At 71.0% G+C, this 13,960-nt stretch carries 6 protein-coding genes; 2 read left to right on the top strand and 4 right to left on the bottom strand.

Annotation, left to right across the window (positions count from 1 at the left end; all coding sequences use genetic code 11):
* Positions 1-78 precede the first annotated feature (78 nt).
* From WME98_RS40510 to WME98_RS40495, 4 genes are all read right to left on the bottom strand, one after another.
* Positions 79-1,725, bottom strand: a complete 1,647-nt coding sequence (locus WME98_RS40510; protein WP_437947017.1) for a hypothetical protein — start codon at positions 1,723-1,725, stop codon at positions 79-81.
* Positions 1,710-5,864: an RHS repeat-associated core domain-containing protein gene (locus tag WME98_RS40505; RefSeq protein WP_437947016.1), complete on the bottom strand. Its 4,155-nt coding sequence runs from the start codon at positions 5,862-5,864 to the stop codon at positions 1,710-1,712. The genes WME98_RS40510 and WME98_RS40505 overlap by 16 nt, the downstream gene beginning before the upstream one ends.
* Positions 5,865-6,004: 140 nt before the next feature.
* A complete protein-coding gene (locus WME98_RS40500; protein ID WP_437947015.1) occupies positions 6,005-6,775 on the bottom strand; it encodes an alpha/beta fold hydrolase in 771 nt (256 codons plus the stop codon).
* 63 nt (positions 6,776-6,838) lie between these two features.
* Positions 6,839-7,996 carry a hypothetical protein gene (locus WME98_RS40495; RefSeq protein WP_437947014.1) on the bottom strand — a complete coding sequence of 386 codons (1,158 nt, stop codon included), beginning with the start codon at positions 7,994-7,996 and terminating at the stop codon, positions 6,839-6,841.
* Between the two features lie 126 nt (positions 7,997-8,122).
* Here WME98_RS40495 and WME98_RS40490 point away from each other — a divergent pair, with 126 nt between their 5' ends.
* Together WME98_RS40490 and WME98_RS40485 are read left to right on the top strand one after the other, a co-directional pair.
* Positions 8,123-9,553 carry a sigma 54-interacting transcriptional regulator gene (locus tag WME98_RS40490; protein WP_437947013.1) on the top strand — a complete coding sequence of 477 codons (1,431 nt, stop codon included), beginning with the start codon at positions 8,123-8,125 and terminating at the stop codon, positions 9,551-9,553.
* 502 nt (positions 9,554-10,055) lie between these two features.
* Entirely contained in the window at positions 10,056-13,952 is a 3,897-nt protein-coding gene (locus tag WME98_RS40485; RefSeq protein WP_437947012.1) for a protein kinase domain-containing protein, read from the top strand.
* Positions 13,953-13,960: the final 8 nt, after the last annotated feature.

Here is a 13,960-nt window from a genome sequence, read left to right as displayed (position 1 = left end):
GGGTGAGTGGCGTGAAACCGATGCGACCCGCGCGCTCGCGCCGCGACACGATGCGCAAAGCACCCCGCCAGCGCTTCCTCAGTGAATGGATGTCACATCCCGCAGGCCCGCCGCATGGAGCGCCGCGATGCGAGCCTGCCCTTCGAGGCTGGACGTCACGACGCGCAGCTTGGCTTCAGGCGCGAGCTCGCGAGCGAGCCGGGCGAGCCGCACGAGCTCTTCCGATGTCCTCGCCACGATCCGGGTTTCTGCCCGGTTAGGACCCAGCTCCGACACGCGGTGGATCCATGACAGCTCGCCCACATGGTGCGCACTCACGACGTCAGATGCCTCATCGACGCACGTCGTGCCCGCCTGCTCCGCGAAGTCGCCACCGAGGTCGCGGTCCACGATGAGCGCAGCGAGCCTGCCCCAGCCGTTCGCTCGCTCATCCACGAGGGCCGCCTTCTCCAGCATCCCGAGCACCGACTGCGCCAGGCATGACAGCTGGCCGATCTCGCAATCACCCAGGAATACGAAGCCGCGCGGATCGATGGAGAGGTCTTGATCCTGATCGAATGTGCCGATGAGGCAGAGCTCGTGCTCGCCCCACCGCAGGAACGGGAAAGCACGCGGCAACTCCTCGGCGTCGGGGCTGTCTCCCCGCCCCTCGGCCTCGAGCTCCTCCGCGAGCCTCACCGCCAGCCAGGGCCCGAGCCGCATCCTCGGCGGGCCCGGCCACAGCGGCTCCTGGATGAGGCCGCCGAATTGCGCCTCGACGTGCAGCAACACATCCCACCCGCGGCAGCCCATCTCAGCAAGATACGTCGAGAGGCCTTCCACGGAGGTGAGGCTCGCTGCCCGGCCGAGCGGCGCTGACACGGCGTAGCGGGCGAGCCTTGGTGAGGCGCCTTTCAGGACGGGCGACGACGTGACGGTCACACGACGTGGGGCGATCTCGCGGCGCTCGATGACGTCGCCGTACCTCTCGAGGCGCTGGACGAACCCTGCTCCCGTCGGCCGCGCATCTATCCTGGCGGTGCGTCCATGCTCCTCCCGTACATAGACCGATACCAGGCCAGCAGCCTCGTCCGCGAGGAGCGAAGGCGGCGCGGTCTCTGGTGGCGAGGCGGAGAAGCACACGGCGATGTCTTTCCGAGCGGCGAACCGGAGGCAGCGCGCCACGTCGTCCGCGGCGACACACGCGACCGTCGTCTCGCTCCATTGCTCTTCGATCAACGCGCGCCCCGTGGCGATCCAGAGATCTTGTCCCATGGATCGGCCGATCGGCGGGATGCCGAGCTCACGCCCCAGGGCTTTTCCCCACCGTCCAAGGGCGACGAGAGAGAACGCAGGATCCCTGAAGGAGTCCAGAGCAACGAGTCGGTCGACGAGCGACGCCGGATCGTCAGCGAGCACCCGAGGCGGATGCTCCGACGAGAGCGCGCGACCGTTCCGATCGAGGAAGATCGCGCAGCGCAGCGGGTGCTCGGCGATGAGGACGCGATCTCGGGTCGCAGGATCGGGCCGCTTCATCAAGGCGCTCGCCGCGGCATGGCCGAGCACCCAGCCAGCGAGCACGGGAATACCCCGCTTCCCGGTCGCCTCGTACAGTGCGGCCTCAAGAGAGCGCGCGGCTTCTGGAAGCGCGGCCCTGGCAGCATCGGGCGCCCAGGCCGTCACCGTCGGAACATGGAGGAGATAGGCCGATGTCTGTTCGGAGAGTTGGATCATACGCGCCGCCACCGCCCCTGGCTGTTGCGCCGTGGGCTCGGGTTATCGTAGCGATATGCGCCCGCCTCGGGGATGTTCTCCGCGCGGCCGGGGTTCTGCCAGCCCATCTGCCGGACCGCTTCCTCGTACCTAGCCCGGTTCGGCTGGCGAGGATCGGCGCCCGGCCCGCCGCGCACCACGGCGGCGAGATCCGAGTCCCCCTGCGGGTCTTCGTAGGTGCCCCTGGTCGCCCGCTCACCTCGCGGGGCGACGCGTTGTCCCGGCTGCATGGGGCCGGTCCGCTGTGAACGGGGCGGAGGCAGCCCGGCGAGCGCATGCAGACGCGAGATGGTCTGCGAGCAGTTCGGGCATGGAGCGCGGGGCCCCGCCCCTTTGCCGATCTGGTTGGATTCGAACGAATCTACGCTCCGCAGAGCGTCACGCAGGTTGCGCCGGCCGCGCGCAGTCGCCGGGTCGCATCGTCGCGGGGGGGTGTGGCTGTTCTCCCACGCACGGATGTAATCGCTGAACGCGTGCGGATCACCGCACTGCGTGATGGGGTGCTCCATCCCTGTGCTCTGGTAACGTCCACGGGCGTTGTGAGCTGGTAGCGCGGCGGCTACCGCCGGGTGCAGCGGCCGATTCACGTTGGAGCCGTTCGCGTCGACTGATGTCGAGATCGGCCGCCCGTCTCCGCCCACACCCCTCACGGTGGATCGGACGACGGCCAGGCCGTCGGGATCGACGCCACGGAGCGGCATGTTGTCCGCGTACGCATACGTGAGGAGGCTTCCCTCGAGACCGATCGGTTCAGGGCTGATGAAGACGCCTGCGTCGGGATCATAGTAACGATATCGGTTGTAGTGGAGGCCCGTCTCGCTGTCGGCGACCTGCCCCGGCAACCGGATATCGGTCAGATGGGCTTTCGCTGGGTCTACCTTCCCGTGGAGCGACGCGCCGATGCGCGCGAGCACCTCGCCGTTGCCGTCGAGCAAAGCCTCCGGCTGCAGCGTCGTGTAATTCGAGAGGAAGTACTCCCAGCGCGCGTCCTGATGGTCGGTGCAGACGCGCTGCGCGAGAGGAACCAGGCTGTCCGGGAGCTGCAGATAATCACGGGTCTGACAGACCACGGCTCCGGTCTCGGCGAGGCGCTCCTCTGCCGAGCGCAGCACGACCTCTCCATCCCACGCATAGCTCGTTCTCGAGACGATTTCGTTGCCCTTCCGCGTACGCTTCTCGATCCGCCGGCCGAACGGATCGTAGACGAACTCCGTGCGCTCCCCTCCGGGGCTCACCACGGACGAAAGTAGACCACTCGCCGCCCAGGAGAACGTCCACTCGGACGTCGTGCCAGAGAGGCCACGAACGCACTTTTTGATAAGCCTACCGCGCCCGTCATACCGCATCACGACGCCGTCACGCTCCAGCAGGCGACCACCCTTACCGTAACGACGCCTCGTCCCCGACGATGTCGGCTCATCGAGATCGCCGCTCGGTCCGTAGCGGAACACCGTCGGGTCGCCCTTGTTCGGCCTTTCCGCCAGCACGCGGCCGTTCGCGTCGTAGCTCATCTCGGTTCGGCCAACCCCCGCGTCGTCGACCCAGAGGAGGTGCCCCCCCGGAGACCAGGCGAACGAGCGTCGCAGCGTCTCCTCGCCCTGCAACGAGCCGACCCACGCCGGTTCTCCCGGCCGGACGGCCCGGTCGCTCGAGGGCCGTCGCACAGTGACGCGCGAGAGCGAACGATCCTGCCCGATCTCCGTCTCGATGCGGCCCCCGTGGGGCAGCAACCGCAAGCTCTCCGTGCCATGAGGATCATAACGGAGTTCTATCGGTGTCGTCGGGCCATGCCACACCTGAAGCGCTCGACCCACTACATCCCGGGTCAAACGGATCTCCAGCTCCGCTGCCGGCACGGCGCCGGTCTGCCGCCGGCTCCACTTGCTGGTCATCCCGGTGCGTGCGCCGAGCGCGTCGAATGTCGAGTCCACGAGGTGGACATCCCCGGCGTAGGTGGTCGTCTGTCGCGTGACGTCGCCGCGTGGGTTGTATGTGTAGGCGCAAGCGACATCGTTGTTCTCGGCGGAGGTGAGACGACCTGCCGCATCATACTCGAAACGGTCGACGCGATCGTCGGAGTAGCTCCGCGTGATGAGCCGACCGAGCACGTCGTACTCGAGCTCCACAAAATCGCCTTCACCATAGTCGATCCGCGTGATCCGCCCCTGGAAATCATAGCGGTAGCTCACGTTGCGCCCGTCGAACGTATGCTCCTCGACAATCCGACCTTCGTTATTGCGATCGAGCCGGCGCTCGTCCCCCACCTCGTTGACGATGCGCACGAGCTCCTGCTCTCGATCGTAAAAGTAGCGGACCATCGTCCCGTCAGGGCGGACCACACCTATCACGACGTTGAAGCCGCCGCGCACGAGCGTCGTCGAGCGACCGTCTTGATCGGTGATACGGACAAGCTCGCCGTCCTCGTCGTACTCGTAGAACGCCACGTCGCCCGTCGGCCCGCGTACGCCACGTAGATTTCCGCACTCGTCGTAGCTGAGCCACGTCCCCATGCCGCGCTCATCGACGATGCACAGGACACGGCCAAGGTAATCGTAATGAATTCGTCTGGCGGCTCCGTCCGGCTCCACGATCGCGATGCGGTTCCCCTGCTCGTCATACGTGAGCGTCGTCGTCCCTCCGTTGGGAAGCGTCGCCGCGACGAGGAGACCGCGCGGGTCGTATCGGAGTAAGGCGACGCTCCCCGCATCGTCGTCGATCGATAGGACGTTCCCTCGCTCGTCTCGGGTGTAGCGTGCAAACCCGCCGAGGGCGTCCCACGCCTGCACGAGGAAACCGCGCTCGTCGTATTCGTACTCGTTCGTGTGGCCTAGTGGGTTCACCGTGCGCACGAGGAGGCCACGGGCGTCCCGCTCCCACCGCCATTCGCCGCCGTTCGCGTCAGTGTACGACACGAGCTGTCCCAGGTCGTCGAACACCTGGGTGTGGACACCGCCGCCCGAGACGACCTTATCAGTCATCCCGAGATCGTTGCCGTGGATGCGTCGTATCGTTCGCGACGCAATGACCTCGCAGAAGTCGTCGTAGTAGTCGACCTTGACGTGCAGGAAGCCCTTCGCTTGCGTGCTCCCGTCCGCGAGCGTCGCAGAGATATCCCGAGCGAGGCCCGTTTCGCCGCGGACTCGGTGACACCAACTCTCGACGCACCGGCCTTCGCCGTCGTACCGGAGCTCGGTGCTCAAGCCGGCGGCCGTGAGGCGGGAGAGCAGGCGGTGCTCCTCGTCGTAGGCGAACCGTTCGGCGTAGCCGCGGGCGTCGATCGCGGCGGCCAGGTTGCCAGCGTCGTCGTACACATAGTGCCGGAAGGCGACCCATTGTCCTTGCGACTTGGCGTTTTTGACCTCAAACGCCGCGATTCGGCCCGCCGCGTTCCGACGGACGCGAACCAGCCTACCTGCGCTGTCGACCACGGCCGAAAGGCCAGCATCGCCATAGAGGAGCTCGATAGCGGAGCCGTTCGCATCCGTGATGCGCGAGAGACGAAAGTGTCTGTCGCGGGCGTCTTCCAGGCGAAAGATATAGAGGTCATCGTCTCGCTCGAGCACGTACCCGTGCTCGAGCCGTCGGAGCCGCCCGCACGGCAAGGGGAGCGTCTCGCCGAGGTCTGGCTTCTCGACGATGGTGGGAAAGCCGAACGGCTCAATGACTCGGATCTCCGAACGGGTCTCGATGATCGACCACGCGAGCGAATGCTTCCACCCGAACCCGAGGCCGACGTCCTCGTCCGCAGCCGAGCTCGAGTAGGCGCGCTCCAGAACGAGCGGCAGCGGTCCGGGGAGCGAAAGATCCGCGACCGCGATCGTATAGGCGCGACCGGTGACGGGATCGATGGGGTCCCCCGCGTGGGTTCCGCGGCGCCCGTGGACCGGGTTGGAACAACCGCCGCCGCTACCCGGCCCGCATGATCGTGCGTTTCTGCCGCCTCCCCGGGCCCGGCGGCCACCGTTCTTGCCGCCGGCGCCCTGCCTACCCTTGCCGCCGCGGCCTCCACGCCCCCCGCCGCCGCCACCGCCACCGCCTCCCCCCATCACGAAGACGCCAGGGTTCATCCCGGGTATTGCAGGTATGTTGGGTACCGGAGCCGTCCTTGCCATGCTCGAATACTACACCGATCCCGGCCGCCCACACCTGCTTCAGCGAGGACCTCGATCCGACGATGCGCTGCGATGTCCCCGCACGGCATTCGCGGTCGGTTGCGACGGCCATCCGGGCGCCGGGTCGCCGGAAGCCCCCCTCACGCGAGAAACTCACCCACGCCGCGCAGGAACAGCTCCGGCTGGTCCTGGAATGCGACGTGCCCGGCGCCCGGGATCTCGAGCACCCTCGCATCCGGGATCCGCTTCGCCAGCCTGTCGATAGCGTCTCTCGGCGCGAGGTGATCGTCCTCCCCGCGCACGATGAGCACCTTGCAACCGATCCTCTCGACCGCGTCGTTCGGGTGCCCGGATGGGCCCGCGTCGAGCCACATCGCGACGACCGCCCGGGCAAACGCGTCGAAGTTCGGCGCCGGATTCAGCCGCTGGTAGCTGTCGTAGGTGGAAGGGAACCGCTCGCGCCAGCTCTCCGGCGTGACCTTCGCCAGGATCCCTCGCACCGGATCGTCCTCCGGCAGGTCGCCCTGGGCGCCTATCGCCACCACTTGCTCGATGGCCGACGCCCCCCGGGAGGCCATCCTGTACGCCACGATGCCTCCGTCGCTGAAGCCGATGACGCTGTACCTGCCGAGCTTCAGCCGGTCGACGATCTGCTCCGCGTCCTCCTGGAGGCGCTGGTACGTCAAGGGGACCTCGCCGAGCGTCGACCTCCCGTGCCCGCGGCTGTCGACGCCGATGACCCTGTACCTCCGAGTCAATGCCGGCAGCAGCCCATTGAAGTCCTCCATGTCGCCGAAGCCGCCGTGGAGCAAGAGGAGCGCCGGACCGTCGTCCGGGCCGACGATCTCGTAATAGATGCTCGCCCCATCTATCTCGATGGATTGCCCCGATCGATGGTCGAACTGGCTCATGTCCTCCGCGCCTCCGTGGTTCCTCCTCTCATGCAACCAGCGATGCGCCCGGTCAACACGGCGCTACCGCGCCACGCGCACCACGCGGCCGCCGCCGGCCTCGTCAGTGGCGTAAACGCAGGCGCCCTGCACCGCCACGGCCGCGGGGCGCGTCAGGCCCTCGGCGAGCACCTCGGGATAGCCGGGGCAGCCCGCGGTCGGACAGCGCATCACCGTGCCCCCGCCGCGGTCCGCCCAGTACGCGTCGGCGCCGTCGATCACGAGCGCCGCGGGCTCGCGCAGCGGCCGCGACGGCTCGGCCTGCGGCGCGAGCTCCGCCGCGGCGCACGACGCCACGAGGCCGCAACGGGAGACGCCGCCCGAGGTCCCGTCCGGGTGGGCCCAGGTCCAGAGCACCGCCGCGTCGCCGAGCGCGATCCGGTCCGGATAGTCGAGCAGCACCGCGATCTGCGCCGCGACGGCGCCGGACGGAGCGCCCTTGTCGAGGCCGAGCACCCGGCCGAAATCGGCGCCCGTGCCGCGCTGGACCCAGACGACGCTCCCCGCGTCGCCCGGGGCGACCGCCACGCCGCGCGGGTGCGACTGGCTCGGCGCGAGCAGCTCCGGGGCCGCGCCGCAGCCCTCGGCGACAGGGCAGCGCAAGAGCTCGCCGGCGGTGCCGCTCGGCTCGTCGCGCGTCCAGTAGACGTGCCGCCCGTCCGTCGCCAGGCCGCGCACGGCCTCGGCGTCGCCCGCGCCGAAGGCGAGGAGCGAGGTCGCCCCCGCCGCGCAATCGTCGACCGCGCACCGCCAGAGCCCGTTGGCGGCGACCCAGACGACGAGCTCGCCAGAGGCCGCCAGCAGGCCCGGCGACGGCATGGACGACACGAGATCCTCCACCGCGCCCGTCGCCGGGTCGAGGCGGCGGAGGCGATCGCTCGCGCGGCTCGTCCACACCACGTACGGCCCGGCCGCGGCGATCGCCGCAGGGCCGCCGGCCTCCTCGGCCGCGGCGACCACGCACGGGCCATCGCAGTCCGTCGGCGCGCAGCGCCCCGGGTCGCCGGCGTCGGGGCCGGCCAGGCCCCCGCCGCCGGCACCCTCGCCGCCCCCGCCGCCGACACCCCCGCCGGTCAGGCCGTCGAGGTCGATGTAACAGCCGGGCAGCAGCGCGAGGAGGGCCAGCGCGGCCCCCGTCCGCCGTGCGATTCTCGACCCGCCGCTCACCGATGCACCCCTCATGGCCTGCTCTCGAAGAGAAGCAATCGCCTGGCGGGCGTCAACCCCGGCAGCTCGCGCCGCGGGCGGCGTGCATCGAGCTCCGAACCTTGACGCGCGGGGGGGACGCGCGAACATGGCCCCGCGTTCATGGGCGGGGACGACACGAAGATCTGCACCCTGACCGACGGCGAGGACAGCTCGATCGTCCTGCCGTCGGCGCGGGTGATCGCGACGCTCCCGCACAACCTCACCCGCGAAGCGCGCCTCACCATGGACCTGATGGTCGTCGGCACGGGCCCGGAGTGCGATCTGGTCGTCCCCGACGCGCGGGTGTCGCGCAGGCACTGCGAGCTGAAGCTGACCCGGCGGGGCGTCGTCCTGCGCGATCTCGGGAGCAAGAACGGCACGTTCATCGGCGAAATCCCCGTGATGGAGGCGATCCTGCCGGTCGGCGCGATCGCGACGATCGGGAGCACGCGCCTGTCCATCGCGCTCGAGGGCGCCCCGTCGCTCGTCCGCCTGTCGGCCTCCGAGCGCTTCGGCGAGGCCATCGGCAGGAGCGTCGTCATGCGCGCGCTCTTCGCCCAGCTCGAGCGCGCCGCGGCCACCTCGGAGACGATCCTCCTCCTCGGCGAGTCCGGCACGGGGAAGGAGGTGCTCGCCAGGGCGATCCACGCCGCGAGCCCGAGGAGGGACGGGCCGCTCGTGGTCGTCGATTGCAGCGCCGTCGCCCCGAGCCTCGTCGAGGCCGAGCTCTTCGGCCACACGCGCGGGGCCTTCACGGGCGCCGTGGCCCCGCACGCGGGCCTGCTCGAGCAGGCGGACGGCGGGACGCTGTTCATCGACGAGCTCGGGGAGCTGCCGCTCGATCTGCAGCCGAAGCTCCTCCGCGCGCTCGAGGCGCGCCAGATCCGCCGGGTGGGATCGAGCGAGTGGCGCTCGTTCGACGCGCGCGTCATCGCCGCCACCCACCGGGACCTCCGGGCGCGTGTCGCCGAGGGCACGTTCCGCCAGGACCTCTATTACCGTCTCGCCGTCGTCGAGGTGCGGGTGCCGGCCCTGCGCGAGCGCAAGGACGACATCCCGGCGCTCGTGGAGCGCTTCCTGGCCGCCCAGTCGCCCCCCCGCGCCCTGTCGGATCTGCCCCCGAACGTGATGGATGTGCTGCTGTCGCACGACTGGCCAGGCAACGTCCGCGAGCTCCGAAACATGGTCTCCCGGCTCGTGATCTTCCCCGACCTCGCGCGGGAGGCGCTCGGGGTCGCGCTGGCTCCCTCGAGGGTCGAGGCCGCGCCGCCGGCGCGCCGCGCGGAGGCGCCCTCGCCGGCGGGCGCGGCGGAGCGCGCCGAGGGCCCCGCGGTCGACACGGCCGAGGACGGCCTGAGCGCGCTGCTCCAGATGCAGCTCCACGAGGCGCGAGATGCGGTGGTCGAGCATTTCGAGCGCCGTTACATCGCGGCCAAGCTCCGCGAGCACGGCGGCAACGTCTCGCGGACCGCGGACGCGATCGGGGTGTCGAGGCAGCTCGTCTATCGGCTCATCGAGCGCTACGGGCTCCGCGGGGCGGAGCGGGCGTGAGCGGCGGCGCGGACCGGGCTTCGTGCAGCCGGGATCAGCTGACGTGCCGGTCCTGGGCGACGAACAGGCGGCGCGACCGAGGGACGGCCGTGACTGGCGATGTAGTACATCCAGTTCATGGTCGAGGTGGGCACGCAGAAAGCGCTGCCGCCGCCCGGCAAGCTGCCCACCGTTGATCGATGTCGGGCACGCTCGCGATTGAGTATTTGAAATCAGGCACGATGAACCGCCCTTGTCGATGGCTGGTGAGCCCCAGGGATGAAGCGACGCCGGGGCCCGCGAGGGCCCGGCGTCCAGCCCTCCGTCGAGGGCCATGCCATCGCGCAGAGCAGAAGCCGGGCCAGGGGAAGCTCCGGGCGTTCTTTGTGCGCCGAGCGGGAACGACATCCGCGCGCAACATCGGGTGTGATCCGCGCGCAACATCGGGTGTGATCCGCGCGCAACACGGAGCGTTATGCCCCTGGACACGCGGGATCGAGGAGCCGACAATGCGCGCGCGAAGATGCGGGTGGGGGACGTGCTGGAGGGCCGCTTCACGCTGGACGCGCCCGCCGGGTCGGGCGGCATGGGCGAGGTCTTCCGCGCGCGCGACAACGCCACGGGTCAGGCCGTCGCCGTCAAGGTCATGCTCGCCAGGCACTCGGGCGAGCGCGCCCGCTTCGAGCGCGAGGTGCGGCTCCTCTCCGAGCTCCGGCACCCGGCCATCGTCCAGTTCGTCGCCCACGGCGAGACGCCCGACGGCGAGCCCTACCTCGCGATGGAGTGGCTCGAGGGCGAGGACCTGCGGGCGCGGCTCGCCCGCGGCATGCTCGGCGTCGACGAGAGCGTCGCGCTCGCCGCGCGCGTCGCCGCGGCGCTCGGCACCGCGCACGCGCGCGGCGTCGTCCACCGCGACCTCAAACCAAGCAACCTCTTTCTGCCGGCCGGCGACGTCGCGCTCGTCAAGGTGCTCGACTTCGGCATCGCCCACCTCGGCGACGTCACGCGCCTGACGCGCACCGGCGCCATCCTCGGCACCCCGGGCTACATGGCGCCCGAGCAGGCGGGCGGCGCAGGCGCGCTCGACGCGCGCGCCGATGTCTTCGCGCTGGGCTGCGTGCTCTACGAGTGCCTGACGGGGACGCCCGCCTTCGCCGGCGAGCGCCTGATGGCGGTCCTCGCCAAGATCTGCTGCGAAGAGCCGCCGCGCGTCGCCGCGCTCCGGGCCGGCGTGCCGCGCGCCCTCGACGCGCTCGTCGCGCGCATGCTCGCCAAGCAGCCCGACATGCGCCCTCGCGACGGCGCCAGCGTGGCGGCCGAGCTCTCGGCGCTCGACGACGACGCACACGTGGACCCGACCCCGGCGGGCCCTCCTGCCCCCACACGGACGGCGGGCGAGCCGAAGGTGGTCTCGGTCGTCATGCTCGGAAGGGAGAGCCCGCTCTGGCTCGATGCCACCGAGCCCCTGAGGCCCCACAGCACGCTAGAGCCGGAAGAGGACGAGCTGCGCGACACGGCCGCGTCGTTCGGCGGCCGCCTCGACGTCCTCGCCGACGGCTCGGCGGCGGTCACCCTCTCCGGCGTCTTCGTCGCCACCGATCTGGCGGCGCGCGCCGCGCGCTGCGCGCTCACCCTGCACGCCATCCGCCCGAGCCGGCCGATGGCGGTCGCGACGGGCCGGAGCGAGGGCGCGGGGATGCGGCCGCTCGGCGACGTCATCGATCGCGCCGCGAGGCTCGTCGCGCGGCGCGGTCCCGGCGCGCAGCCCGTCGTCCTCGACGACCTGACGGCGGGTCTCCTCGACGCGCGGTTCGAGGTGGCCGCTGGCGAGGCCGGGTACGAGCTGCTCCGCGAGCACGACGTCGTCACGGGATCGCGGACGCTGCTCGGGAAGCGGACCGCGTGCGTCGGCCGCACCCGCGAGCTCGCGGTCATGGCCGGGCTGCTGTCCGAATGCGTGGACGAGCCGGTCGCGCGCGCGGTGCTGGTGACGGCGCCCGCCGGCGTCGGCAAGTCGCGCCTCTGTCACGAGTTCCTGCGCGCCGCCCGCAGGCGCGGCGCGCCGATCGAGACCTGGATCGGGCGCGGCGACGCGCTCCGAGGCGGACAGGCGTTCGGCGCGCTCGGACAGGCGCTCCGCGGCGCGTGCGAGATCCGCGAGGACGACCCGCCCGAGGCGCGCCGGGACAAGCTCCGCGCCCGCGTCGCCCGGCGCGTGGCCCAGGCCGATCGCGCCCGGGTGACATGGTTTCTGGGCGAGCTCGCCGGCGCGGCCTTCCCCGACGACGAGAGCGCGCCGCTCCGCGCCGCCCGCGCCAAGGCCGAGCTCATGAGCGAGCAGGTCCGCCGGGCCTGGGAGGACTTCCTCCTCGCCGAGTGCGCAGCGGGCCCGGTCCTGCTCGCGCTCGACGATCTGCACTGGGCCGACCACGCCACGGTGCGCCTGGTCGACGCCGCGCTTCGGGTCGCGAAGGACCTGCCGCTCCTGGTGCTCGCGTCGGCGCGCCCGGAGGTCCACGAGCGGTTTCCGCGCCTCTGGGCCGAGCGCGAGCTCCAGGAGATCCGGCTCGGGGCGCTGACGCCCAAGGCGAGCGAGCAGCTCGTCCGGCAGGTGCTCGGCGACGCGGTGCCCGCCGAGACGGTGAAGCGCCTGGTCTCCCGATCGCGAGGGCACGCGTTCTACCTGGAGGAGCTGATCCGCGCCGTCGCCGAGGGCCGCGAGACGCTCCCCGAGACGGTCGCGGCGATGGTGCAGGCCTGGATCGAGCGGTTCGAGCCCGAGGCCCGGCGGCTGCTCCGCACGGCCAGCATCTTCGGCGAGGTCTTCTGGCCGGGCGCCGTCGCATCGCTGCTCGGCGACGGGCAGGATGCCGGCGACGCTGGCGTCGAGCTCAGCTGGCTCATCGACCGGCTCGTCCAGCAGGAGGCGCTCGTGCGTCGGCCGGAGAGCCGGTTCGCGGGAGAGCCGGAGCTCGCGTTCCGGCACGCCCTCCTGGCGGAGGGCGCGTACGAGATGCTGACGGGAGACGAGCGCGTCCGCGGCCACCGGCTCGCCGGGGCGTGGCTGGAGGAGCGCGGCGAGAGCGCCTCCGTCATGCCTGCCGAGCATTTCGTGCGGGGCGGGGAGCCGGCGCGCGCCGCGGGCCTCTACCGCCGCGCCGCGGAGCAGGCCGCGCGGCTCGGCGATATGGAGACGGTGATCGCGTATGCCTACCGGGGCCTCGTGTACGCTCCCTCGGACGAGCTCCGGCTCGCCCTCCTGGACGTCCTCTGGGAGGCCCACGTTTTTGGCAGGGATCTCACGAACCCCGCTGCCGTGCGCGTCGCGGAGCAGCTGATGACCCTGGCCACGCCGGGCAGCGGGCTCTGGGTGAGGGGCGCGCTCCTGAAGCTCTTCGCGTTGCTCGCCGCGCGGGAGCCCGCGGCGTTCACGGCCACGCTGCACGCCGTGCGTGCCGTCAAACCCCTCCCCGACGCCGCCGCGGCCGTCGCGGATACCGTCTATGTGGGCGTGACGTACCTCCTGCTCCACGGTCAACTCCGGGTCGCTGAGCCATTTTTGCGGTGGCTGGAGGACATCGTGGAGCCCGTCGCCGAGAGCGCTTCGAGGGCGCGGGGGTTCCGCGACATGGCGCGCTCCTTCTACGCGATGTATGGCGACGAAGATCCGTGGTCTGGCCTGGGGTGGGCCGAAGCGGCCCTCGAGGGCTTCGAGCGGGAAGGCTCCCAGGTCGATGTCGCGCACGCGCGCGCGCTCGTCGCCGCCGGCCTATGGCTCCTCGGGGCGCGCGCGCGGGGGGCGCAGATCCTGCGAGATACACCGCCTTGCACGGACGAGGACGTGTGGCTCGCGGTGGCCAACCGGTCGATGTTCCTCGGTGAGATCCTGATCGACCAGGGCGCGATCGAGGAAGGGCGCCTCATCGCGGAGGGCATCGTCGAGGCGGGGCGCGCCCGGCGCGTCGCGCCCTATGAAGCCATGGGGCGCAGGCTCCTCTCCTACGCCCTCTTTCACGGGGGCGATCTGGAGGCCGCCGAGCGAGAGGCGCTCACCGCGCTGGGGATGCCCTCGACGACGCCCCCCGAACGCACGGTGCTCAAGCGGACACTCGCAGCGATCCGGCTCGCGCAGGGTCGCATGACCGAGGCGCTCGCGGACGCGGAGGAGGCGATGGCCGGGTACGAGGCGTTCCGGATGTTTTTCTTCAAGGGCTCCCTCGCTCGGCTCATCCATGCCGAGGCGTTGATGGCGGCGGGAGACCAGCAAAGAGCCCTGGCGGCGCTCGCCGAAGCCCGCGCGCACCTGCTCGCCAATGCCGCCAAGATCGGCGATCCGGAGCTCCGCCGGAGCTTCCTCGAAGACATCCGCGAGAACGCGCGCACCCTCGAGCTCGCGCGCGCGTGGCTGGGCGAGGCCTGATCGCCGAG

This window comes from Sorangium sp. So ce296 (genome assembly GCF_051529605.1).
Taxonomy (GTDB): Bacteria; Myxococcota_A; Polyangia; order Polyangiales; family Polyangiaceae; genus Sorangium; species Sorangium cellulosum_D.
The sequence above is the reverse complement of the archived record's forward strand: the minus strand, read 5'-3'. Positions and strand labels throughout refer to the sequence as shown.